Here is a 24107-nt window from a genome sequence, read left to right as displayed (position 1 = left end):
GACCGCGTCGCCCGGGGCCGGCAGGGCCGGATCCCGGGCGACGATCGCAGGATGCGAGCAACCGATGACGAGCCCCGCGCCGGTGTGCCGGCGCGGGAGCCACCGGTTCAGTCGCGCTTCTTCGGCCGGCCGGGCTTGAGCGGAACGAGCCGTTCCAGTCGTGCCTGCAACGCCGCGTCGTCCAGAGCCGCCAGGGCTTGCAGGCCGGCACGCAGCAGTTCGCTCTTCTTCGCCGGGTGCTTGAACCCGAGCGCGCGCTCCTTGAGCGCATGAATCAGCTCGAAGTCCGCACGCGGCATCGTGAAGCTGTCGCGGACCAGCTTGTGCTTCTTCGGTTCCTTGCCGTTGCCGGCCGCCGCGGTGCCGCTGGCCGGCGCCGGGGGACGCTTCACCGGCCGCGCGACGCGTGCCGGAGTCTTGCCGGGAGCGGCCGGCTTCTTGCCGGTCCGGTCCGCCGTCGTTCGATTCGCCATACACTTCTCCGGTCAATCGGTATAAATGGTTTATACCGAAGCCAAGCCTAGCCGGTTCGCGCGATCCCCGCCAGCGGCGCCCGACGGACGGCACCGCCACGCGGCCGCTCCGGCCAGGGCGGGGTTCGTCGGCGGGATCGGCCGGTTCGTCGCAGCGTCGGGCAGGACGCGCCCGCACCCGGCAGCATCGGTCTCCCTCGACCACAGGAGATCACGACCATGCATCTGGCAACGATCGGCGTCGCGCTGGGGTTGGCCCTTGCGTCCGGACAGGCCCGGGCGATCGACGACGCGCAGCTGCGCGACCTGGTGAACCGGCGCCTGGCCGGCGACCGTACCGGCGCCTGCATGGCCGTGGCCGTGATCGAACGCGACCGGGTCGCACGCACGATCGCCTGCGCCGATCCGGCCGACGCGGCCCGGGTCGACGCGAAGACGGCGTTCGAGATCGGATCGGTCAGCAAGACGATGACGGCCGCCCTGCTGGCCGACCTGATCGCGCAGGGCAAGGCCGCGCTCGACGATCCGCTGGCGGACTACCTGCCGAAGGGGACGCCGCTGCCGGTCTTCGAGGGCCAGCCGATCCGCCTGCGCCATGTGGTGACGCATACCTCGGGCCTGCCGGCGCTGCCCTCGCGCATGTCGACGGCCACCCAGGCCGATCCGTACGCGAAGCTGACCGAGCGCGACCTGCTCGACTCGCTCGGCGACGTGAAGCTGACGGCGGCGCCGGGCACGCAGTTCGAATACTCCAACTTCGCCTCGATGGTGCTGTCGCTGGCGGTGGCCCGCCGCGCCGGCAAGGACTACGAGACGCTGCTGGCCGAGCGGCTGCTGCGGCCGCTCGGCATGGACGGCGCCTACGTCGCGCGGCGGCCCGGGGGCATCCGCGCGGCGATCGGCCACACGCCGAACGGTCGCGCGACGCCGGCCTGGACCTTCCCGGTGGACTTCGCCGGCGTCGGCGGCGTGCGCGTGACGCTGGAGGACATGGTGCGCTACGTGCGGGGCCAGCTCGGCCACGGCGACGCGCCGATCGTCGCGGTGCTGGAGGCCACGCAGCAGCCGCTTTCGCAGCATCCACCGATGGGCATGAACTGGATGCTGATGCCGGTCGGCGAGCGCCGCGTGCTGGTCCACGAGGGCGGCACCGGCGGATTCTCCTCGTTCGTCGCGGTGGACCGTGCGCGCCAGCGTGGCGTGGTCATCCTGGCCGATACCGCCTGGACCTCGATCGGCAGCCTCGGCAGTCTCGGCCTGCACCTGGTCGATGCCAGCTTCCCGCTCGGCGCGCCGCGCAAGGCGGCCGCTCCCGATCGCGCCCTGCTCGACGGGCTGGCCGGGCGCTACCGCATCGGCGATGGACTGACGATGCAGCTCACGCAACGCGACGGCGCCCTGGTGATCGAGCCGGAGGGGCAGGGCGCGCATGCGATGGGCTACGACGACGCCGGCGACTTCTACCCGCTCGATTTCGACGCGGTGCTGCGGCCGCAGCGCACGCCGGGCGGCTACACGTTCACGTGGATGCAGCTCGGCGCGGAGCTGCCGGCCGTGCGGCTCGATCCGCCCGTCGCCAAGGCAGCCGTGACGCTGACGCCCGAGGCGCTGCGCGACTACGTCGGCGAGTATCCGCTGGTACCGGCCTTCTCGCTGACGGTGAGCGCGAAGGCGGGCACACTGTACGTCCAGGGCAGCGGCCAGCAGCCGATCGAGGTCAAGGCAGTGGAGAAGGACGTGTTCGTCGCCGAGGCCGTCGCAGCCGAGATCCGCTTCGAGCGTGACGACGCCGGCGTGGTCCGCGCGCTGACGCTGCTGCAGGGCGGCCAGCAGTTGCGCGGCGAGCGCCGCTGAGCGCATCGGCATGACCGCCGGCTACCCGCTCGACCGCCGCCTGCCGCCCGACGTCCTGGTCGGCGGCGGCACGGCCTGGAGCCGCTACCGCCAGTACCCGGTGTTCAGCCTGCCGTGGCTGCGCGGCCGCAGCGCCTTGTTCGCGACCATCATCGGCGTGATCGCGCTGCTGATCGGCGGAACGATCGGCCTGTTGGCGCGCGACTACGGCCTGGTGCTGCCGATGGCGTCGTACCAGTTCGCCGGGTTCGCGCTGATGGCGACCGCCGGGCCGGCGCTGGCGACCTGGGTACGGCATCGCGGCTGGTCGGCGCTGGCCGAACGGCGCGGCATCGTCGCGGCGATGCTGCTCGGCATGGTCGTCAGCTACTTCGCCGACTCGATCGCCTCCGCACGCATCGATGCGATGCTGGTGGCGGCCCTCGGTCCGTCCGCCCGTCCACCGGCGCCGGACCTCGGGCCGATCGAGCAGGCGGTCTCGACCGCGCTCAACATACTGCTGCTGATCGTGATCTACGGCCTCTTCGGTGGCGGGCTTGCGCTGCGCGCCTACTTCAGCGAGCGGCAGCGCTGGCGCGATCACCGCAACCAGCGCGAACTGGCCGATGCACGCGTGCAGGCGCAGCGTGCCGACCTGCGCCTGGGCCTGCTGCAGGCGCAGGTGGAGCCGCACTTCCTGTTCAACACCCTGGCCTCGGTGCGCGCGCTGGTCCGCCGCGATCCGGCGCGCGCCGAGGCGACGCTCGACGCGCTGGTCGACCACCTGCGCGCGACGATCCCGAAGCTGCGCGAAGACGACGCGCTGCTGCATTCCACGCTCGGCCAGCAGCTGGACATCTGCACCAGCTACCTGGAGCTGATGCGGCTGCGCACGGGCGACCGGCTGGGCTACGCGGTCGAGGTGGCGCCCGCGTTGCGTGGCTGCGCCTATCCGCCGCTGCTGCTGCTGACCCTGGTCGAGAACGCGGTCAAGCACGGCATCGAACCCAAGCCCGGTCCCGGGCGCATCCGGATCGACGCACAGCGGACCGAGGGCGAGCTGGTGGTGACGGTGAGCGACGACGGCGCCGGCCTGCAGCCGGGCCTCGGCAGCGGCATGGGCCTGGCCAACGTGCGCGACCAGCTGGCGATGCGCTACGGCGATCGCGCGCGGCTGCGGCTGGACGGCCGGCCCGGCGAGGGGACCCGGGCGCAGATCCGCATCCCGGTCGAGGCGCCATGAGTGCCGTGGTCACCGCCCTGATCGCGGAGGACGAGGCGCCGCAGCGCGCCGCGCTGCTGGACATGCTGGCCGAGGCGTGGCCGGAGCTGGAGGTGGTCGGCGCCTGCGAAGACGGGCCTTCGGCGCTGCTGGTCGCTGCGGAACAGCGTCCGCAGGTGGCCTTCCTGGACATCCGCATGCCGGGCGTCGGCGGCCTGGACGTCGCCCGCGCGGTGGTGGCCGGTGGCGGCCTGGTCGTGTTCACGACGGCCTACGACGAGTACGCGATCCGCGCGTTCGAGGCCGGTGCGACCGACTACCTGCTCAAGCCGGTACAGGCCGCCCGGCTGCAGCAGACGGTGGACCGGCTGCGCATCCGCCTGCAGCAGCCGCGGCCGGTCGCGCCGGCACCGGCGATCGACGAGCTCGAAGCGCAGCTGCGGCCGCGCGGCGAGCGCCTGATCCGTTGGATCAGCGCCAGCGCCGGCGACAGCGTGCGCATGATCGGCATCGACGAAGTGGTCTACTTCCAGGCGCAGGACAAGTACGTGCGCGTCGTCACCGCCGCCGACGAGGCGGTGATCCGCATGCCGCTCAAGGAGCTCCTGGCAGGGCTCGATCCGGACCTGTTCTGGCAGGTGCACCGCAGCGTGGTCGTGCGGGTCTCGGCGATCGAGCGGCTGCGCAAGGACGACCTCGGCCGGCCGGGACTGCGCCTGAAGAGCCGGCCCGAAACGCTGCCCGTCAGCGCCGCGTTCGTGCATCGGTTTCGCGGCATGTAGCCGGCGCGGTGCGTGCCGGTCTCATGGCGCCTGGCGCCGGCGCCGGAGGCGTAACGGTTCTCTCACGGCGTTCGGCTAGTCTTGGCATCGACCGGCCACAGCGGCCGCGGGATTCCCGATGCGCGCCGTTTCCGCAAAACGCCGCTCCAGGCCACCGCGCCGTGCCGCCGGGTCCGGCGGGCCGCGATCGACCCCGGTGATCGCCGGTGGGGATGAGCCATGACGGTGCCGGCGGACGAGCGGGGCCTGGGCGCGGACTTGCGCGCGGGGGCCCTCGACCAGATGCGGGCGATCGCGGCGGCCTTGGCCGGCACCACGGCACGGCATCGCGGCGTCCACGAGGCACGCAAGGCGATCCGCCGGCTGCGGGCCGTACTGGAGCTGGCGCACGCGCGCTTCGGCCGGCGTGCGCAGCGGCTGGACGCCCGGCTCAAGACGCTGGCCGGCAGCCTGTCGGCGCTGCGCGATGCCCACGTCGTGGTCGATCTGGCCGGGCGGCTGGCCCGTCGCGCAACCGATGAAGAAGAGCGCCGCCGCTGGTCGGCGGCACGGCGCCGGCTGGTCGTACGCCGCCAGCAGCTGCTGGCGTCGACGCTGGCGCAGGATCCGGCATTCGCCACACGGCTGGCCGAGGTCGCGCGGCTCGAGACCGCACTGCGGCGGCTGCCGTGGAACCGGCTCGACCCGGAGGATGTCAGGCGTGCGCTCGCACGCAGCCTGCGGCGCGTCGAGCGGGCCCGCGTGTCCGCGACGGCCACCGCGGCCACGGTGGAGCAACGCCATCGCTGGCGCCGCCGTCTGCGCCGGTTGCGCATGCAGTGGAACGCGCTGAAGACGCTGCGCCAGCGCGAGCCGGAAAGCGACCCGGCTGTTCGCCGGCTGCTGGCCTGGCTGCGCCGCAAGGCCCCGGGCTTCCGGACCGTATCCGAGGCGGTCGATGCCCTCGGCGCCGAGCAGGACCTGGGCCTGCTTCGCGTGGCGCTGGAAGCGCTGCCAGAAAGCCAGGTCCGTACCGAGGCGCTGGCCGGGCTGCCGGGACCGGGCCCCGGTGGCGCCAGGTCCGTCGCGCCCGCCGACGCGGCTCAGAACACGTAGCGGGCGACCAGCTGGAACACCGGGCCGGCCTTCTCGGTCTCCCGCTCGTACTCGTCGTAGTCGCGGTCGATCTGGTCGCCGAGCGTGTCGAACGCGTGGAAGGTCTCGTCCTTCGACGCGTCGAGCAGGTTCGAGCCGGTCAGGCGCACGGTCCACTTCTTGCCGAAGCGCTTCTCGACGAAGGCTTCCAGGTCGGCGCCGTACTCGGTCGTCACCTCCTCGGCCAGCAGGCGCGCATACGCGTCGCCCTGGCGGCGATAGCTGGCGCCGAAGGTGAGGCCGGCGGACGGGATGTCGTGGATGAAGCCGACGTTGAACACCGAGCGCGCCTGGTCGTTGAACCGGCGCTTGCCGAGCGCATCCTTCACGCTCGAATCGAGCCAGGAGTAGTTGAGGAACACGCCGGTATCGGGCAGGCCGAGCGCCGTCAGCGGCGTGGACAGGTCCAGCTCGACGCCGTACACATGGCCGTCGCCGACGTTGGCGGCAGTGTAGACCCAGCTGTCGGGATCGAGCTGCGGATAGCCGGGTGTTTCCGGCGTAGCGCCGGGGTGGTCGGCCAGGAAGTCCTCGATGTCCTCGGCATGATCGTCCAGCGCGGTGGCGCTGGGCTGGCCGGTGCTGACGATCTCGATCAGGTCCTGCACGTCGCGGTAGAACAGGTTGACGCCGACGATGCCGCGGCGGCCCAGCCGGTGCTCGAAGCCCAGGTCCAGGCCCCAGGCGCGCTCCGGGTCGAGTTGCGGGTCGCCGATGAAGTCGTTGTCGCCGTACTCTTCCTCCAGCAGCAGCGGCAGCAGGTCGCGGAAGGCCGGGCGGCGCACGGTCCGCGCCAGCGACAGGCTGATGCGGTCGTCGTCGCCGAGGTTCCAGCGCAGGTGTGCCGACGGCAGCAGCGTGGCGTAGTCGTTGGACCAGGCGGCGCCGTCGGCGGTCACGTCCACGTCGGTGGTCTCGTAGCGCAGGCCGGTCTCCCAGTCGATCAAGCCGCGGCTGCCGGAGAACATCAGGTACGGATCGACGCGCCGTTCCTCGATCGTGCTCGCGGCGGTCTCGAAGTCCACGTACGGCGGCAACGGCGCTCCTTCGTCCTCGGCCTCCACCTCGCTGGTGCGCAGCCGCGCGTCGCGGTCCTTGCCGGTGTAGTCGACGCCGAACGCCAGCGTGGCGCCGCCGAGATCGCGCTTGTGCGAGACCGTCAGCGCCCGTTCGCTGTCGCGCATGTCGCCGAGCGTGCGCGTGCCTTCGTAGCCGTCGAACACCGGCGGCGTCTCCTCGGCGTCGTAGGCGATCTCTTCCTCGGTGTCGAACTGCGTGTCCTTGAAGCGCGCGTAGCTGGCCTCGACCTCGGTGCGCCCGCCGCCGGCGTCGATGGCGTAGCCGAGCGACAGCGCGAGGTTCTCCTGGTCGATGTCCACGACCTGGTCGTTGACCGAGAGCAGGTGGTCGGGTGTCGAGCCGGTGCGGACGTTGAACTCCCTCGAATGCTCGGTCTCGGTGCGGTCGGTCTTCACGTACAGGCCCGACAGTGACAGTCGCCCGGGGCCGAGTTCGCGCGTGTAGGAGAGGTTGAACGAATCATCGGTGCCGTCGCGCGTGTCGCTCTGGTCCTCGCGGTCGACGAAGGCGCCGCCGGGCGCCTCGTAGCGCAGGCTCTGCTTCTGCTTGGGGTTGTAGCGGCCCTGGTGGCTGATGCCGACCAGGGCGTGGCCGCCGGCGAAATCGCCGCTGGCGACGCCTGCCAGCGTCGGCGTGACCTCGCCGTCGTCGAAGACCGACGCGCCGGCCCGGATGTAGGCGCCGTCGAATTCGTAGGCGTCGCGCAGCACGATGTTGATCGCGCCGGCCATTGCGTCGCCGGAGCGGTTGGCGCTGGGACTGCGCACGATCTCGATGCGCTCGACCACCTCGGCGGGAATGCGGTCGACGAAGAACGAGCGGTCGTCGCCCGCGCCCGGCACCTTCTTGCCGTTGATGAGGATCTGCGTGTAGCCCGGGTCCATGCCGCGCAGCCGCGCACCGTCGTACTCGAGCACGTCGGACAGGAAGGCCACGCTCGGTACGCGCTTGAGCATGTCGCCGACCGTGCGCGGTTCGAAGCGCTGGAAGTACGCCAGGTCGTACGACAGCGTCGGCGCCACGGCGTCGGCGCGATCGCGATAGACGATCTGGCCGGTGACCACCACGCCGTCGAGCTCGACCGGAGCTGTCTGCGCGTCCTGCGGCGTCGCCGCGGTCTGTGCCGCTGCCTGCATCGGCAATGCCAGCGCGATCGCCTGCGAGAGACTCACGGCCAGAAGCTGTCTTTTCATCGCGTACTCGAGGAGGCCGCCGGAGGGGTGGCAGGGCACGCGAAAGTAGAAGGCCAAGATGGCGGCAATGTGACCCTGCACGCGACCGGGCGGCGTCTTCGCGCTGCAACGAAAACTGCCGGCGGGCCGTGGTACAAGCTGCGCCCTCACCGCCATTCCGAGGCCTGGCATGTCCCGTTTCGCATTTCGTCCGGCGTTCGCCGTGGTGCTCGCCGTCGGTATCCTGGCCGGCTGCGCCGGCAGGCCGGTCGCCACCGCACCCGCGTCCGAGCCGGACCAGGGCGGCGCCGACCCGCTGCTGGCCGGGTCGGGCATCGCGCACGTGGTCGTCGGCGAGGCCTTCGTGACGCCGGCCACGCCGGACGACAACGTCGATTCCCCGGCGGTCTGGATCGACGCCGCCGGCCGGCCGCTGCTGCTGGCCACGGCCAAGGCCAGCGGCCGCCTGAAGATCTACGATGGCGACAGCGGGGCGCCGCTCGGCGACCGCGGGACGCCCGGCACCGGTGTCGGCCAGTTCGACCGGCCCAACGGCATCTTCGTCATCGGCGACCTCGCCTTCGTGGTCGAGCGCGACAACCACCGTGTCCAGGTGCTGCGCCTGCCGGCCTTCGCGTCGCTGGGCAGCTTCGGCGAAGGCGACCTCGTGCAGCCGTACGGCCTGTGGCTGCAGGAGACCGCGCCCGGCCGCTACGACGTGCTGGTCTCCGACGCCTACATGGCCGGCACCGACGCACACGGCGAGGATGTCGCACCACCGCTGTCCGCGCTCGGCGCACGCATCAAGCGCTATGCGGTCGAAGTCGACGCCGGGCGGCTCCGGGCGCGGCTGACCGGTACCCACGGCGATACCACCGAAGCCGGCGCGATCCGCATTCCCGAGTCGCTGTGGGGCGATCCTGCCAATGGCCGCCTGCTGGTCGCCGAGGAGGACACTGCTACCGGCACGGCGGTCCGCGACTACGGACTGGACGGTCGGTTCCGCGGCCGTACGCTCGGCCTGTTCAAGGCCCAGGCCGAAGGCATCGCGCTGTGGGCCTGCGGCGACGGCAGCGGCTACTGGATCGCGACCGACCAGTTCAAGGACCGCAGCCTGTTCCATGTCTTCGACCGGCGCACGCTCGAGCACCTGGGGGCCTTCGCCGGTCGCGTGACCGGCAATACCGACGGCGTCTGGCTGCACGCCGGAGCCACGCCGCGCTTCCCGGACGGCGCCTTCTACGCCGTGCACGACGACCAGGCGGTGGCCGCGTTCGACTGGCGCGACATTGCCCGCGGCCTGTCGCTGGCGCCGCGCTGCCCGAACTGACAGGGCGGGCGGCATCCGCGCCCGCTTCCGGCCGCCGCCCGGGCCCCCGGCGACACCCGGCTCGGACCCGCCGCCGGCCCCGGCGCCGGGGGCCGGCCGGCGCCTCCCGGCAGCCTGGCGTGCCGACACCCGCCCGTAGCGGCGAAAACCCCTGGGTTTTGCGCGTTGCAGCGCCCTCGAACCTGCTTGGCGGCGCGTCGGGCTTGCCCTACAGTGCGCACTCCGAAGCCGTGATTCCCCGTACCCAAACCCCGATACCTGGAGTGACACCGATGACCAAGAAGCCCGCGAAGAAGACCGCCCCGCAGAAGCCGGCCGCCGCCAAGGCCACCACCGCCAAGCCGATCAAGGAAGCCCTCGGCAAGTCGGGCCTGGTTGCGCATCTGGCCGAATCGACCGGTGTGGCCCCGAAGGACGTCCGCGCCGTGCTGTCGAGCCTGGAATCGGCGGTTGCCGGCTCGGTCAGCAAGAAGGGCGTCGGTTCCTTCACGCTGCCCGGTCTGCTGAAGATCAACGTCGTGAAGGTGCCTGCCAAGCCCAAGCGCAAGGGCATCAACCCGTTCACGAAGGAAGAGCAGTGGTTCGCCGCCAAGCCGGCGACCGTCAAGATCAAGGTGCGCGCGCTGAAGAAGCTCAAGGACGCCGCGGCCTGATTGCGTTTTCCCGGATGCGGCGGCAGTGGCCGCCGCATCCGTTCTTCCGCGCGGCATCGCCGCGCGCGCGTCACTCCCAAGCACTCTCCGCCTGATCTTCCGCGCCGATGGTTTCGCTCCGCGCGGGCAGCGCACAGACACTCCGCTCCGGAACGATTCACCGACGCCTCGCCTGATGCGCGAACGGATCCGGCTACCGGAACGACCAGGCGTGTGGATGGCCGGAGAAGCGGGCGGCGGTCGTACGGTCCGCTCCGATCGTCCCTGTCGGCTCGCCGTGCGATCCGGCGATGTACTGCGCGAACAAGGTCCGGTGCGCACGCCCCCAGGCCTCGAGGTCGGCCCCGTCCGTTCCGTACGCCTGCTCGAGAAAGGCCAGTGACAGCGATTGCGTCGCGGCCTTGACCTCGGCCGCCACCTGCCGTGAATCGAAGTAGCGGCGATCGGTGAACACGTTGTGGCTGCCGTGGCGGTAGACCGCCAGTGTCTTGAAGCGGCTGCCGGTGGCGTCGAAGACCTTCAGGCGATCCTCCGGTCCCGAGCCGAAGCCGGGAAGGCGGATCACGTCTTCCGCGGTCGTGATGTGCAGTGTCGGGATGTGGATGCCCGACAGGATCGGCACGAAGTCCGTCTCGCCATAGAACGGGGGTGAGGAGATCAGGATGGCCGCGCCGATACGCGGATCGCGGAACTGCAGGAGCCGCCCGTCGCGATGGACCGCCGCGCCGGCTGCGAGCAGGGTGGTGGTGGCGCCATAGGAGTGTCCGGCGGCGGCGATGCGGTCGCGTGCGACCTGCGCACCGCGCTCGCTTTCGAGCAGACGGTCCAGGGCGTAGCGCAGGTCCTCGACGCGCGCGATCGCCTCGGTCTCGTCGGTCGCCTGCCGGAAGCGCGCGACCAGCGATGCCACGCTGCCTTCCCACAACGCGCGATCGCTGCCGACGTGCTGCACGTGCAGGCTGGCGATGCCGTGACCGGCCCAGTAGCGGCCCAGGTAGGTGTAGCCGTCGCGCGAGCTGCCGATGCCGTGCGAGAAGATCACCAGCGGCACGGGACGTCCCGCTGCGGCCGCCGGCCAGAACAGCTTCGCCGGCACGCGCCGGTCGCGGCGCGAGTCGATCCATTCCAGATCGGTCACGGCATAGGCTTCGTGGCCGGTGTCGATCTCGGCGAACGGTTCGGGAGCGGTCGACGGCAGCAACGCGCTCGCGCGCAGCCACGCCGGCGTCGTCAGCAGCGCCGCGATGGCGCAGGCCGACAGCAGGGCGAGGGTGCGCAGCGGCACGCGGAAACGGTGTGCGAACGGCAGGCTCATCGACTCGAAAACGAAGCCGGCGTTCGAGCGCGCGGCGCGTGCAGGGTAGGACCGGATGCATCGTGCCGGGATGCCGGCACGATGCGCTGCGATAAATGATTTATACAGTTTATACCGTTATCCGGTGCATCGCCACGACGTCTTCGTCCGGGCGTCATTTGCGGTTCAGCCGCTGGACGTCCATTGGCATCGCGGTGGGGCGCGTGCGATGTGCGCCCCGGCACGGCCGATGAAGCGAGCATCGATGGCGGCATCCGCCGCAGGCGCGCGGTCTCTCGCGTTCCGCGATCACGCGCGCCGTTTCGCGCGCACGGGTTCGGTGCGGCGCCGAGTGGATCGATCGAAGGAACGCGCGATCTCAGCGCAGGTCGGCGGCGATCACGCGGGCGGCATTGTGGCCCGGTGCGCCGGTGACGCCGCCCCCCGGATGGGTGCCGGCGCCGCACAGGTACAGGCCGGGCAGGGCGCCGCGGTAGCCGGCCTGGCCGAGCATCGGCCGGGCGCTGAAGAGCTGGTTCAACGTGAGCGCGCCGTGGAAGATGTCGCCGCCGACCAGGCCGAAGTCGCGCTCCAGGTCCAGCGGGCTCTTGATCTGCCGGCCGAGCACCGAGGCGGCGAAGCCCGGCGCATAGCGGTCCACGGTCGCGATCATGAGGTCGGCCACCGTGTCGCGGTGATCGTCCCAGGAGCGTCCGTCCGGCAACGCCGGCGCGACGTGCTGGCAGAACAGGCTGGCGACGTGCTTGCCGGGTGGCGCCAGGCTGTCGTCCAGCGTCGAGGGAATCAGCAGCTCGACGATCGGCTCGCGCGACCATCCGTGCGCGACAGCGTCGCGGTAGGCGCGATCCATGTAGGCCAGGCTCGGCGCCAGGATGATGCCCGCTGTCAGGTGGTCGCCCGTTCCGGGCAGTGCCGTGAAATCGGGCAGGCGGTCGAGCGCGACATTCATGCGGAACGTGCCGGAGCCGCAGCGCCAGTGGCGCATGCGCTCGCGCGTCGGCGCCGGTACCACGTCGGGCGCGATCAGCCGTTCGTAGAGCAGCTTCGGGTTGACGTTGGCGACCACCGCGCGCGCCGTGAGGACGTCGCTGCCGGTCGTGACCACGCCGGTGACGCGGCCGTTCTCGACGGTCACCTCGCGTACGCCGCAGCCGGTGCGGATCTCGGCGCCGGCCGCTTCGGCAGCCCGGGCCATCGCCTGGGTGATCGCGCCCATGCCGCCGATCGCATGGCCCCAGGCACCCTTGACGCCGTCGACCTCGCCGAAGACGTGGTGCAGCAGCACGTAGGCGCTGCCCGGCGTGTAGGGGCTGGCGTAGTTGCCGACGACACCGTCGAAGCCGAAGACCGCCTTGATCGGCTCGCTCTCGAACCAGCGGTCCAGGTACTCGGCCGCGGAGATCGTGAACAGATCCAGCAGCTCCTGGCGCAGCGTCTCGTCGAGCGCATGCAGGCGCCGCCCCAGCCGGCCGGCGCGCAGCAGTTCCGGCAGCGCCTTCCACCAGCCACCGTCGGTCACGTTGGGCGGCGGCTCCAGCGCCAGCGCACGCAGCACGTCGGCAATCGCGTCCAGTCGCCGCTCGTAGTCCGGCAGCCGCTCCGCGTCGCGGCGCGAGAACTTCGCGACCTCGGCCTGGGTGACGCCGGCGCCCACCTTCAGGTGGGTGCCGTCCGGCAGCGGCAGGAAGTTGCCGAGCCGGCGCCGCACGATGCGCAGGCCGTGCGCGTGCAGGTCGAGATCGGCGATCACCTTCGGCTGCAGCAGCGAGACCGTATAGGCGGCGACCGAGTTGCGGAAGCCCGGATGGAATTCCTCGGTGACCGCCGCGCCGCCGACGACGTCGCGGTTCTCCAACACCAGGACCTTGAGCCCGGCCTTGGCGAGATAGGTCGCACAGACCAGGCCGTTGTGGCCGCCGCCGATCAGGATGACGTCGTGGCGATCGGACACGGCGCTCATCGCACGGGTCGGCTCAGCTGGCGCGCAGCGCGGCGAGGACCGGCGCCACCTGCTCGTTGCGTCCCAGTGCCGCGCCGATCCGTTCGAGGCGATCGGCCAGTTCGCGCGGGTCGTCGCCGCAGAGCGTCGCATGGCCGACCTTGCGGCCGGCGCGCGGAGACTTGCCGTAGTCGTGCCAGTGGGCGCGCGGCTCGCGCAGGACGGCATCGGCTTCGGGAAGTTCGCCGATCCAGTTCAGCATGACGCTGGTGCCGATCGCCGCGGTGTCGCCGAGCGGCAGGCCCAGGATCGCACGGACGTGGTTCTCGAACTGGCTGCAGCCGGTGCCTTCGATCGTCCAATGCCCGGAGTTGTGCACGCGCGGCGCCATCTCGTTGCCGAGCAGGCGCTCGCCGTGGACGAACAGCTCCAGCGCGAACACGCCGACGTAGTCCAGGTGCTCGGCCAGCGTGCGGGCATGCGCGACCGCGCGCGCCTCCAGCGCCGGATCGCCGGCCAGGGGTGCCAGGCTGGCGGAGAGGATGCCGCCGGCATGCCAGTTGCGGGTCAGCGGGTAGTGGCGGAATTCCCCGGTGCGCGAGCGCACCGCGACCACCGACACCTCGCGGTCGAACGGCACGAAGGCTTCGAGGATCAGCGGCACGCCACCGAGTGCCTGCCAGGCGGCGTCGAGGTCGGCGGGGGCGCGCAGCACGAACTGGCCCTTGCCGTCGTAGCCGAGGCGACGCGTCTTGAGCACGGCCGGCAGGCCGGTCGCGGCGACGGCGCGCTCCAGGTCTTCGCGGCTGTCCACGGCGGCGAAGGCCGGTGTTTCCAGGCCGATCCGGCCGAACAGGGTCTTCTCGGCGAGCCGGTCCTGGGCGACGGAGAGCGCGGCCGGGTTCGGGAAGACGCGCGTGCGGGCGGCCATCCATTCGGCGGTTTCGGCCGGTACGTTCTCGAAATCGAAGGTGACGACGTCGCTGTCGGCGGCGAAGGCCTCCAGTGCGGCGAAATCGCGCCAGTCGGCCTGCACCAGCGGGGCGATCTGTGCGGCACAGGCATCGCCGGCGCTGTCGACCAGGCGGAAGCGCTGGCCGAGCGGCGTGCCGGCGAGGACGAGCATGCGGGCGAGCTGGCCGCCGCCGAGGATGCCGATCGTCGCCATCGGATCAGTCTTCGCGCGGGTCGGACTTGGCGAGCACGGCGTCGGTCTGCTCGCGCCGGAACGCATCCAGGCGGTTGGCCAGCGCGGCGTCCTCGAGCGCGAGCACGGCGGTCGCCAGCAGGGCGGCGTTGACCGCGCCGGCACGGCCGATCGCCAGGGTGCCGACCGGAATGCCGGCCGGCATCTGCACGATCGACAGCAGCGAATCCATGCCGTTGAGCGCGTGCGACTGCACCGGCACGCCGAAGACCGGCAGCCGCGTCTTGGCGGCCAGCATGCCGGGCAGGTGGGCGGCGCCGCCGGCCCCGGCGATCACGACCTTGAGGCCGCGGCCGGCCGCCTGTTCGGCATAGTCGAACAGCAGGTCCGGCGTGCGGTGGGCGGAGACGACGCGGACCTCGTGCGCCACGTCGAGACGCTCGAGGGTTTCGACGGCATGACGCAGGGTGTCCCAATCCGAACGGGAGCCCATCACCACGCCGATCAGCGGTTGCCCGGCCTTGCTGTTGGTCATTGCGCTGCTGGATCGCGAGTCTGGCGCGCACAACCTGCGCGAAACCGCTATTGTAAGCACAACCGGGCGCCTTCCGGTGCCCGCCCGATGCGACGACCGATGGATTCACGATTGCTGGACATCCTGCGCTGCCCGGTCAGCAAGGGTGCCGTGCGCGCGCTGCGGCGCGACGAACTCGATGCGCTCAACCGCGCGATCGCCGCCGACGGGCTGGCGACGGCCGATGGCCAGGTGCGCCGCCAGCCGCTGCAGGCGGGGCTGTTGGCCGCCGACGGGCAGCGCGTCTACCGGATCGACGACGGCATCCCCGTGATGCTGGCGGACCAGGCGATCCCGGTGGCCGGAGTGGCCGGTTTCGTGGCCGGGTAGGACGCCTGCGATTCGCCGCAGGCGGGCAGTGCCGCAAAAGGGAGCGGCGGATGCGAGGACGGCGGCCGATAACCGGCAGATGACGACGGAAATCGTCGACATTCGTCATGGCCTGTCGGCCTTGTGCGTTGGTTCACATAAGAATAACGGTGTGTGAATAAGCTTGTCGGCGATGGCGGGAGGGGACCGCTCCGACAGGTTCACCCGGACTGCAGATCTCATGGTCAGCCCCGACGACAGCAAGAAGATCATCGACCTGCACCAGCGGCAGTCGATCCAGAGCGCCGCCGGCGACCGTCTGGGCGATCTGCTCAAGCGGGTCCGGGGCATTGCGCTCAAGCGCATCAGCGCCCTGGTCGGCGTCCTGTTCGAGAACATCGACGACGCCCTGTTCGACCTCGCCGAGAAGGCCGAGAACAACGCCGCGCAGACCCAGTTCTTCGACGGCATGCGCGAGGTCCGCAAGAAGCGCCACCTGGTCGAGCGCCGGTTCCAGGAGCAGGTCTCCAAGGCCTTCACGGATTTCGCCGAAGGCCGGATGCGCACGGCACGCCCCGAGGTCGCCCCGCAGGCCGGTGGCGGCCTGTCGCTGGTCGACGACCAGGAGCTCGAGCAATCGCTGGCGGTCTCCGGCATGGTCGCCAAGGCCAACAGCCGGTGGTCGCGGTCGCTGTTCCAGATCAACCAGCGGCTGTCGGTCGTGACCGGCGGCGGGCAGGTCGACGACGGCAGCAACCCGATCGGGCCGGCCGCGCTCGGCGAGGCGTTCCGCGAGGCGACGCGTGAGTTCGACCTCGGCATGCACGTGCGCCTGATCGTCTACAAGCTGTTCGATCGCTACGTCATGAGCGGTCTGGACGGGTTGTACGAGGAAGTCAACGGCGAGCTGATCCAGGCCGGCGTGCTGCCGCAGATCGCGTCGGCGCCCGCGCGTCCGTCGGCGGGCGCCGGCGGCCATGCCGCGGCGCCGGCCGGTCATGCGGGTGCGCCCGCGCCGCACGTCGACGCGCACGCCGATCGGGGCCGCTACGACCCGGCCACCGTGGCCTGGCAGACCGAGCTCTACCAGACGCTCAACAAGCTGCTGGCCGGCCGCCGGAGTCCGGCGCACGAGGCCGCCGAGCATTTCCGCCACGAGTCCGAACTGGCCGCGCCGCCGGTATTGAGTCCGGTGGACCTGCTCAGCGCGCTGACGATCCTGCAGAGCCAGAACCAGCTCGCCGCCAGCCGGCAGCACGCGCAGGCCAGCAGCATGGCCGATGCCGCGCAGGCGGTGCAGCAGATCAAGCAGGACCTGCTCGACCAGGTCCAGCGGATCGGCAGCGGCGACGGCCATGGTCACAGCCATGTCTCCAGTGCCGACGAGGACACGATCGACCTGGTCGGCATGCTGTTCGAATACATCCTGCAGGACCGCAACCTGCCGGCCCAGATGCAGGCCGTGCTGAGCCGGCTGCAGATCCCGTATCTCAAGGTCGCGATTCTCGACCGCCACCTGTTCGCGCAGCGGGCGCACCCGGCGCGGCGCCTGCTCGATGCGCTGGCGCAGGCGGGCCTGGGCTGGTCCGAGGAAGCCGACCGCGACCATCGGCTGCTCGATCGCGTGCGCCAGTCGGTCGAGAAGATCCTGACCGAGTTCGACGACGACATCGCGATCTTCGAGCACGAACTGGAATCCTTCGAGGGGTTCCTCGACCAGGGCCGCAAGCGCGCGGGACTGGCCGAGCAGCGCGTGGCCGAGGCCGCGCGCGGGCGCGAGCGCCTGGAAGAAGCGCGGCGCACGGCGGCGCGCGAGATCCTGCAGCGTATCGACGAACGGGTACTGCCGCCGATCATCCATGCCGTGCTGTCGCGTCCCTGGGCCAACTATCTCGTCGTCGCGCTGCTGCGCCACGGCGAGAATTCCGAGGAGTGGCGCAACGGCCTGCGCTTCGTCGACGAGTTCGTCTGGAGCGCGCTGCCGAAGGGCACCGAGGCCGACCGCCTGCGCCTGCAGAAGGTCAAGCCGCAGATCGAGCGTGCGCTGCGCCATGGCCTGGGCACGATCGGCCTGCACGACAACGAGATCACCGAGACGATGAGGGCGCTGGCGGATTTCTACGCCTCGCTCCAGGGAGGCGCGCCGGTCGAGCGCAAGACCGTGCGCGAGGTCATCGTCGAGCGCGCCTGCCTGGCCGCCGCCGGCGCGCAGCCCGCTGCCGAGGCAGGGCAGGCAGCCGATGCCGCAGGCACGGCCGAGCTGGCCGGCAGCCCGGTCGAGGAGATCGTGCTCGGCACCCGTACGATCGAGGGCGACCGTGGCGAGGCCTTCCTCCAGGAGGACGAGTTCCTGCAACTGGCGCGGTCGCTGCGGCCGGGCACCTGGCTGGAGCTGGTCGACGAGAACGGCCATCGCGAGCGCGCCAAGCTGTCCTGGATCAGCCCGATCAGCTCGAAGTACCTGTTCGTCAACCGGCGCGGCCTGAAGGTCGACGACAAGACCCTCACCGCGCTGGCCGCGGAGCTTCGGGCCGGCGCGGCCGTCGTGCTGGAGGAAGCACCGCTGTTCGATCGCGCACTGGACGCGATCGTCGCGCGGCTGCGCGAGGATCACGAGGCGGCCTAGCCGTCTGGACGGACGCACCCGCGGGATAGGAGGGTGCGCGCCTCCGCGTGTCCATCGTCATCCGCTACGCGACGCCTGCACATGCTGCAGGTCGATGCCGGTTGCAGGCACCTGTCGTCACAGGTCGTGCGGATGCGTGGGAAGTCGACCGATCGGAGGCCGGACCTGTTGGGGACCACAGTCGCGACAGCGTGCGATGCACCGGTCATCCGCCGGCGCAGTCTTCAACCCATCGTTCGCTTCGGAAACTCGTCAGGGTGTAGCGCCGGCCGGCTTGAGGCAGTCGGCCAGAAACGAATCGACTGCCGCCTCCAGGCGCAGGCGATTGTCCAGGCTGGCGATGCCGTGTCCTTCGTCGTCGAACGGCAGCCAGCGCGCCGGGCGTCCGGCCTTGGCCAGCAGCAGCCGCAGCCGCAACGCATGCTCGATCGTCACGCGGCGATCCTGTGCACCGTGCGCCAGCAGCAGTGGCTTGCCGATCTGGCGGTACCGGTAGACTGGGGAAATCGCCTCGACCTCGGCGATCTGCTTGACGGGGTCACCGACCATCTTCTTCATCAGGTCCTGCGCCGAGGTGCTCGCGGCCCAGTCGCTGGACGAGAACGTCAACGGCCAGTCCGTCACCGCCGCCGTCGCGATGCCGCAGCGATACCGCTCCGGGAAGCGGATCAGGCCCATCAGGGTCGAGTATCCGCCGTAGCTGCTGCCACGCAGGGCGACACGTCCCGGGTCGAGGGGATGCTCGCGCAGCGCCTTGTCCACGGCGCTGAGCACGTCGTCCTCGATCTGGGTCCCGAACGCGCCGTAGCCGGCATGTCGGAACTCGCGGCCGAATCCACCGGAGCCCCGGAAGTTCACCCGCAGGACGGCATGGCCGCGGTTGGTCATCAGCTGGACTTCCGGGTCGTAGTGCAGCGTATCGCGCACGCCGATCGGGCCGCCGTGGGGCATCACGACCAGCGGATGTGGACCCTTGCCTTCGGGCAGGCTGAGATAGGCCTCGATCGGCGTTCCGTCGGTCGCGGCCAGGCGCAGCAGTGAAGAGCGCACGGGGCGTGCCTGCCGGAACGGTTCCAGCCGGGAGAGCAGTTCCTCAATGCGGTTGTGCCCGGCGTCGTAGAGGTAGTAGGTGCCCGGATTGGTCTCGTCGTTGGCGATGACCAGGGCGCGCGTGCCGTCGCGGCTGGTTTCGTAGACGGCCACGCTGCGATCCGGAAGCGCACGGGCCAGTATCGCGTGCAGCGAGCCGCTGGCCGAGTCGAAGTAGTGGATCTGGTGCCGGCCGTCCTGCAGGTAGCTGGCGCCGACTGGTTCGCCGGTCGGCGTCGTCAGAACCTCGAGGATGTCGATGCCGGGCAGGGTCAGCAGGGTCTGTACGATCTTGCCATCGGCCAGGTCGACGCGGACCAGTTCGGTCTGGGCGCGGTCGATGTCGGTGGTGGCATAGAAGCTCGTCCCGCCGGGTGCCATTTCCAGCAACTGGAAGCGGTCCTCCGACGAGAAGCGCCGTACCACCTGCCAGGTGCCGTCGGTGCGGGTCTGGGTCTTGAGCACGTAGTCGCCGTCCTCGGTCGCCATGACGGCGCGCGGCACGCCGCTGCGGTCGGTCAGGACGTTGCTCCAGCCCTCCAGTCCCTTGTCCAGCCTGCGGCTGCGTTCGAACTGGCTGCGTTCGATCCGCTTGCCGTCAAGCGTGACGCGATAGAGGCCAGCGCCTCCTTCCGTCTCGACACGCGCGAATACGGCCTGCCGCCCCTCTGTGCCGATCGTGCTGACGAACCAGCCGGCATACGGAAACGTCAGCAGGTCGAAGGACGGTGCCCGGCCCGGCTCGACGCGAAGGCGGACGGCATAGCTGGTGCGTCCGCGGTTGTTGACGCCGATCAGCAAGGTACGGTCCGCTGCCCAGCTCATCTGGTATACCGGGTAGTCGCCGCTGTAGACGGGGCTGGCCTGCAGCGTGGCTACGTCCAGCACGCTGATCGTGTGTCGATCGCCCTTCTGCTCAGCGACCGCCAGCATGTCGCCGGCGGGGTTCATCCGGATCGTCGATACCTGCCAGTCCGCGAACAGCTCGCGGACCAGGGCAGGTAGCCGGTCGTCTCCGCCTGCCTTCTCCGCGTCGTCCTTCTCCGCCGGTTTGATCGTCGCCGATTCGGCGGCTTCGAGCGCGGCCGACAACGGCATGTCGCCCAGCTCGTTCGCAAGGAACTCGCCGAAGCGATCCGGTACGGCGCCTTGCCAGCGCAACGGCCAGCGCTTGCGCAGACCGGGATAGTCCTTGTCGAGATCAATCGCGAGCTGGGCGAACCGGTTGCGTGGCGCCGTATGGAACCTGCTGTAGCCCAGTGCGATCAGGTCGAGGTCGCCGGCATAGCTGATGACGCCGGGTTCGACCTTGAAATCCAGGCGGCCATCCTTGCTCAGGTTAAGGTACCAAAGGGGCCGGTTGTCCAGGCCGATCTCGAGCCGGCTGAAGCGGTAGTCACCCGCGGGCAGTTCGAGCAGACGCAGGCTGCGTCCATGTCCCAGCCGCAGCAGGCGCTGGCCGCCGAAGCCACCGTCCTTCCGGTCGATCTTGAGCGAGGAAACCGGTAGCGCGGCCTCGACCGCTATCGCCACCAGTCCGCGTCCCTCGCGCGGCTCGACCGTGTCGCCGGGACTGATTTCCCGTGCACCCGCAACGGCGGCCAGGACCATCAGCAAGCCGCCGGCCAGGCCGCGAAGCCCGCGCAGAAACCCCCCGTGGCGCTGCATCATGCACGCCCCTGAAAACCGTGCATGCAGCCGCCTCAGACGTTGAAGAGCTTGCGCAGGTTGTCGAGGCCGGCCTGATAGATGCCCTGCATCGTCGCGACGGCATCGTTCTCCGGTACGCCGGCGGGAACGAAGTCGCCCGACCACTCGACCACGCAGCCCTCCTTGCCTTCCTCGTTGCGCACGCGCACGGTGGACTTGTAGTTGGCGACGGGCAGGGCGCCCTTCTCGAGCGTGTAGGTGTAGACGTGATCGTTGTCGTCGAACGATTCCATGCGCTCGACCAGGCTGGCACCGCCCATCAGCTGAAGGCGCCGGACGCGACCGCCGTCGGCCAGTTCGCTCTTCTGCACGGCAGGATGCCAATCGGGCAGGGCATGAAAACCCCCGATCAGCTTCCAGACCTGATCGGCCGATACCGGCAGCGGCGTGGACATCTTGACCTTGGCCATACGGTTTCTCCTGTTCGGCTCGGCGCGCATCGCATCGATGCGTCGTCAGGCTACATCGGGCGTCTTCGCTCGATCACGGTCGAGCGAAGACGGGCTGCCTAGAAGCGGCCCGGCCAGTATACGCCGGGCGTCCGGCGACAGCGGCAGCGTGGGCGCGGTCTTGCGCACGCAAGCGCCGGACAAGGTTCGCTGCGATGCATCAATATCGTGGCGATTCGCGGCGCGCGACTACAGCGTGCGCTGCCAGAAACCGACGTCCACCCAGCGGTCGAACTTGCGCCCCACTTGCGCGTGGTGCGCGACCTTCAGGAAGCCGCAGCGTTCGTGGAATGCGACGCTGGCCGGATTCGGCAGCGCGATGCAGCCGAGCGCGACATGGAAGCCGTGCTCGGCGAGCGTGCGCAGCAGCAACTGGTACAGCGGCAGGCCCACGCCGCTGCGCTGCGCGTCGGCGGCGACGTAGATCGTCGTCTCGACCGTGGGATCGTAGGCGGCGCGGCTGCGCCAGCGCGTGGCATAGGCATAGGCGGCGACGCGTCCTTCGTGCTGCGCGACCAGCCACGGATATCCCGCGCCGAGCACCTGGTCGATGCGCTCGATCATCTGTGCCGGCGTGACCGGCACGTCCTCGAACGTCACGATCGTCTCGCGCACGTGCGGGTTGTAGATCGCGCAGATCGCGTCGGCATCGTCGCGATGGACGGGTCGGAACAGCGGCGCGCTCACGGTGCTTCCGTTGCGGTGAGGGTGCAGTGGCGGCGTGCAGCGCAGCAGCCGGCGAGGAGCGAGGGTGGAAGGAGCCGGGATGTCGGAACGATCATCGGAGGACGCTGCCGGTGGTGCCGGCGTCCAGTATCCGTGTCCGGGCTCGGCGCCGACAAGTCCGGTTGCGTCCGGTCGGCAGCGGGCGTCAGCAGCAGCGTCCGCCGCCGCCCTTGTAGCGTGCTTCCAGGCGCTCGTTGAAGAACTCGGCGTAGGTCGGGATCGGTCGGTCCGGATGGTAGGCGCGCAGGTGCGCGACATAGGTGCCGTAGTCCGGGATGCCGATGATCTGGCGGGCGATGCGCACGGCACGCAGCCACAGTGCGGCCAGTGGCGAGGCGGCGGCGCGCGCGGCCGCCTCGCCGGGGTCGAGCGGGCCTTGCGGTGCGCGCGGCCCACGCTTGCCCGCAGGCAGGTTCATCGTGCCACCGAGGCCAACGCGACGTACGGCGTTTCCTGCGCGGTCGGCAGCGAGATGCGCCGTGCGCGAACCGCGGCGCGGATGCCGAACACGACGACGACGACGACGATCGCCATGAACGTGGCCGCGAGGCCGGCGTTGACGTAGTCGTTGAACACGATGCGGTTCATGTCGTCGAGCGACTTGGCCGGCGCCAGCACCTGGCCCTGGGCCAGCGCGTCGGCGTACTTCTTCGCATGCGAGAGGAAGCCGATGCGCACGTCGCCGTGGAACACCTTCTGCCAGCCGGCGGTCAGCGTGCAGATCAGCAGCCACACAGTCGGCACCAGCGGGATCCACACGTACTGGTCGCGCTTCATCTTGATCAGGCACACGCAGCATACGGTCAGCGCGATCGCCGCCAGCATCTGGTTGGCGATGCCGAACAGCGGCCACAAGGTGTTGATGCCGCCGAGCGGATCGACCACGCCCTGGTAGAGGAAGTAGCCCCAGCAAGCCACGCACAGCGCGGTCGCGATCAGGTTGGCGGCCCATGATTCGGTGCGCTTGAGGGCCGGCACGGCCAGGCCCGCCAGGTCCTGGATCATGAAGCGCCCGGCGCGCGTGCCGGCATCGACCGTGGTGAGGATGAACAGCGCCTCGAACAGGATCGCGTAGTGGTACCAGAACGCCATCATGCCTTCGCCGGCGATCACGCTGTGCAGGATGTGCGCCATGCCGACGGCGAGCGTCGGCGCGCCGCCGGCGCGCGAGAGGATCGTGCCCTCGCCGATGTCGGTGGCGGTCTGGGCGAGCGCCTCCGGCGTGATCACGAAGCCCAGGTTGCTGATCGCCTGCGCCGCCGATTCGACCGTGGTGCCGATCAGCGCGGCGGGCGCGTTCATCGCGAAGTAGATGCCCGGATCGAGCACGCAGGCGGCGATCAGGGCCATGATCGCGACGAAGGCTTCCATCAGCATGCCGCCGTAGCCGATGAAACGTGTTTCCTTCTCGTTGGCCAGCAGCTTGGGCGTGGTGCCGGACGAGATCAGCGAATGCCAGCCGGACACCGCACCGCAGGCGATCGTGATGAACAGGAACGGGAACAGGCCGCCGGCGAACACCGGGCCGGTGCCGTCGACGAACTTGGTCAACGCCGGCATCCGCAGTTCCGGCGCGGCGATCAGGATGCCGATGGCCAGCAGCACCACCGTGCCGATCTTGAGGAACGTGGACAGGTAGTCACGCGGTGCCAGCAGCAGCCAGACCGGGATCACCGAGGCGACGAAGCCGTAGGCGATCAGCATCCAGGCGAGCTGGCGGCCGTTGAAATGGAACGCCTCGGCCCAGGCCGGGTCGTGGGCGACCACGCCGCCGAGCCAGATCGACAGGAGCAGCAGGACCAGGCCGATGATCGAGACTTCCATGACGCGGCCGGGGCGCAGGTAGCGCAGGTAGACGCCCATGAACAGCGCGATCGGCATCGTCATCGCCACCGTGAAGGTGCCCCACGGGCTTTCCGCCAGCGCCTTGACCACGACCAGGGCGAGCACGGCCAGGATGATGAACATGATCATCGTCACGCCGATCATCGCGACCACGCCGGCGCCCGGGCCGAGCTCGGAGCGGGCCATGTCGCCGAGCGACTTGCCGTCGCGGCGCGAGGAGAAGAACAGCACCATGAAGTCCTGCACCGCGCCGGCGAAGATCACGCCGACCAGGATCCAGAGCGTGCCGGGCAGGTAGCCCATCTGCGCGGCGAGCACCGGGCCGACCAGCGGTCCGGCGCCGGCGATCGCGGCGAAATGATGGCCGAACACCACGTACTTGTCGGTCGGCACGTAGTCCAGGCCGTCGTTGCGCAGCACGGCCGGCGTCGCCCGCGTCGCATCCAGGCGCAGCGCCTTCTCGGCGATGAACTTGCTGTAGAAGCGATAGGCGATGAAGAGGATCGAGACGGCGGCCGTCACCAGCCAGACCGCGTTGATCGTCTCGCCCCGGTGCAAGGCGACGGTGCCCAGGCAGAACGCGCCGAGGATGGCCAGGGCCAGCCATCCCAACTTGCTTGCGACCGATGTCATACCGCCTCCACCCTACGGATTGGGAACCGGGAAAGCGTGTTCCCGCAGCGCACCACGGTCAAGCCG

19 protein-coding genes are annotated in these 24107 nt (G+C 70.3%); 8 read left to right on the top strand and 11 right to left on the bottom strand.

Annotated elements, in window-relative coordinates:
* Positions 1 to 107: 107 nt before the first annotated feature.
* The gene (locus I596_RS15290; protein ID WP_067649856.1) at positions 108 to 473 is read right to left on the bottom strand and encodes a hypothetical protein; all 366 of its coding nucleotides are present in this window, start codon (positions 471 to 473) and stop codon (positions 108 to 110) included.
* Between the two features lie 219 nt (positions 474 to 692).
* Between I596_RS15290 and I596_RS15285 the strand changes: the two genes are divergently transcribed.
* The 4 genes from I596_RS15285 (at position 693) to I596_RS15270 (ending at position 5405) form a co-directional block, all read left to right on the top strand.
* The gene (locus tag I596_RS15285) at positions 693 to 2327 is read left to right on the top strand and encodes a serine hydrolase (protein ID WP_067649852.1); all 1635 of its coding nucleotides are present in this window, start codon (positions 693 to 695) and stop codon (positions 2325 to 2327) included.
* A gap of 10 nt (positions 2328 to 2337) precedes the next feature.
* Complete coding sequence (locus I596_RS15280; RefSeq protein WP_223303847.1) at positions 2338 to 3549, top strand: sensor histidine kinase; 1212 nt, start codon at positions 2338 to 2340, stop codon at positions 3547 to 3549.
* Positions 3546 to 4310: a LytR/AlgR family response regulator transcription factor gene (locus I596_RS15275; protein WP_067649846.1), complete on the top strand. Its 765-nt coding sequence runs from the start codon at positions 3546 to 3548 to the stop codon at positions 4308 to 4310. Before I596_RS15280 ends, I596_RS15275 begins: the two co-directional genes overlap by 4 nt.
* A 219-nt stretch (positions 4311 to 4529) precedes the next feature.
* Complete coding sequence (locus I596_RS15270) at positions 4530 to 5405, top strand: CHAD domain-containing protein (protein ID WP_067649843.1); 876 nt, start codon at positions 4530 to 4532, stop codon at positions 5403 to 5405.
* On the opposite strand, the gene I596_RS15265 is transcribed toward I596_RS15270, so the two are convergent.
* A complete protein-coding gene (locus tag I596_RS15265; protein WP_067652115.1) occupies positions 5393 to 7717 on the bottom strand; it encodes a TonB-dependent receptor plug domain-containing protein in 2325 nt (774 codons plus the stop codon). The genes I596_RS15270 and I596_RS15265 overlap by 13 nt on opposite strands.
* A 169-nt stretch (positions 7718 to 7886) precedes the next feature.
* On the opposite strand from I596_RS15265, the gene I596_RS15260 reads away from it, so the two are divergent.
* Positions 7887 to 9026, top strand: a complete 1140-nt coding sequence (locus I596_RS15260) for a phytase (protein ID WP_067649840.1) — start codon at positions 7887 to 7889, stop codon at positions 9024 to 9026.
* Between the two features lie 272 nt (positions 9027 to 9298).
* A complete protein-coding gene (locus I596_RS15255) occupies positions 9299 to 9679 on the top strand; it encodes an HU family DNA-binding protein (RefSeq protein WP_067649837.1) in 381 nt (126 codons plus the stop codon).
* A gap of 193 nt (positions 9680 to 9872) precedes the next feature.
* On the opposite strand, the gene I596_RS15250 is transcribed toward I596_RS15255, so the two are convergent.
* The 4 genes from I596_RS15250 to purE form a co-directional block, all read right to left on the bottom strand.
* Positions 9873 to 10994, bottom strand: a complete 1122-nt coding sequence (locus I596_RS15250; protein ID WP_067649834.1) for an alpha/beta hydrolase family protein — start codon at positions 10992 to 10994, stop codon at positions 9873 to 9875.
* A 358-nt stretch (positions 10995 to 11352) separates the two neighbouring features.
* On the bottom strand, positions 11353 to 12954 hold the full coding sequence (locus I596_RS15245; protein WP_067649831.1) for a phytoene desaturase family protein: 1602 nt from the start codon (positions 12952 to 12954) through the stop codon (positions 11353 to 11355).
* A 13-nt stretch (positions 12955 to 12967) separates the two neighbouring features.
* The gene (locus tag I596_RS15240) at positions 12968 to 14101 is read right to left on the bottom strand and encodes a 5-(carboxyamino)imidazole ribonucleotide synthase (protein WP_067649828.1); all 1134 of its coding nucleotides are present in this window, start codon (positions 14099 to 14101) and stop codon (positions 12968 to 12970) included.
* 4 nt (positions 14102 to 14105) lie between these two features.
* Complete coding sequence (gene purE / locus I596_RS15235) at positions 14106 to 14615, bottom strand: 5-(carboxyamino)imidazole ribonucleotide mutase (RefSeq protein WP_067649825.1); 510 nt, start codon at positions 14613 to 14615, stop codon at positions 14106 to 14108.
* Between the two features lie 99 nt (positions 14616 to 14714).
* Here purE and I596_RS15230 point away from each other — a divergent pair, with 99 nt between their 5' ends.
* A complete protein-coding gene (locus I596_RS15230) occupies positions 14715 to 14984 on the top strand; it encodes a Trm112 family protein (protein WP_067649822.1) in 270 nt (89 codons plus the stop codon).
* Between the two features lie 220 nt (positions 14985 to 15204).
* Positions 15205 to 17589, top strand: a complete 2385-nt coding sequence (locus I596_RS15225) for a DUF1631 domain-containing protein (protein ID WP_067649819.1) — start codon at positions 15205 to 15207, stop codon at positions 17587 to 17589.
* A gap of 252 nt (positions 17590 to 17841) precedes the next feature.
* Here I596_RS15225 and I596_RS15220 read toward each other — a convergent pair whose 3' ends face one another.
* The 5 genes from I596_RS15220 to I596_RS15200 form a co-directional block, all read right to left on the bottom strand.
* Positions 17842 to 20349 carry a S9 family peptidase gene (locus I596_RS15220; RefSeq protein WP_067649816.1) on the bottom strand — a complete coding sequence of 836 codons (2508 nt, stop codon included), beginning with the start codon at positions 20347 to 20349 and terminating at the stop codon, positions 17842 to 17844.
* 32 nt (positions 20350 to 20381) lie between these two features.
* Positions 20382 to 20798, bottom strand: a complete 417-nt coding sequence (locus tag I596_RS15215) for an SRPBCC family protein (protein WP_067649813.1) — start codon at positions 20796 to 20798, stop codon at positions 20382 to 20384.
* A gap of 228 nt (positions 20799 to 21026) precedes the next feature.
* Entirely contained in the window at positions 21027 to 21524 is a 498-nt protein-coding gene (locus I596_RS19050) for a GNAT family N-acetyltransferase (RefSeq protein ID WP_223303846.1), read from the bottom strand.
* 184 nt (positions 21525 to 21708) lie between these two features.
* Complete coding sequence (locus tag I596_RS15205) at positions 21709 to 21981, bottom strand: YbdD/YjiX family protein (protein WP_083965628.1); 273 nt, start codon at positions 21979 to 21981, stop codon at positions 21709 to 21711.
* The gene (locus tag I596_RS15200; protein WP_067649810.1) at positions 21978 to 24041 is read right to left on the bottom strand and encodes a carbon starvation CstA family protein; all 2064 of its coding nucleotides are present in this window, start codon (positions 24039 to 24041) and stop codon (positions 21978 to 21980) included. The genes I596_RS15205 and I596_RS15200 overlap by 4 nt, the downstream gene beginning before the upstream one ends.
* Positions 24042 to 24107 lie beyond the last annotated feature (66 nt).

It is taken from the genome of Dokdonella koreensis DS-123 (genome assembly GCF_001632775.1).
Classification (GTDB): domain Bacteria; phylum Pseudomonadota; class Gammaproteobacteria; order Xanthomonadales; family Rhodanobacteraceae; genus Dokdonella; species Dokdonella koreensis.
The sequence above is the reverse complement of the archived record's forward strand: the minus strand, read 5'-3'. Positions and strand labels throughout refer to the sequence as shown.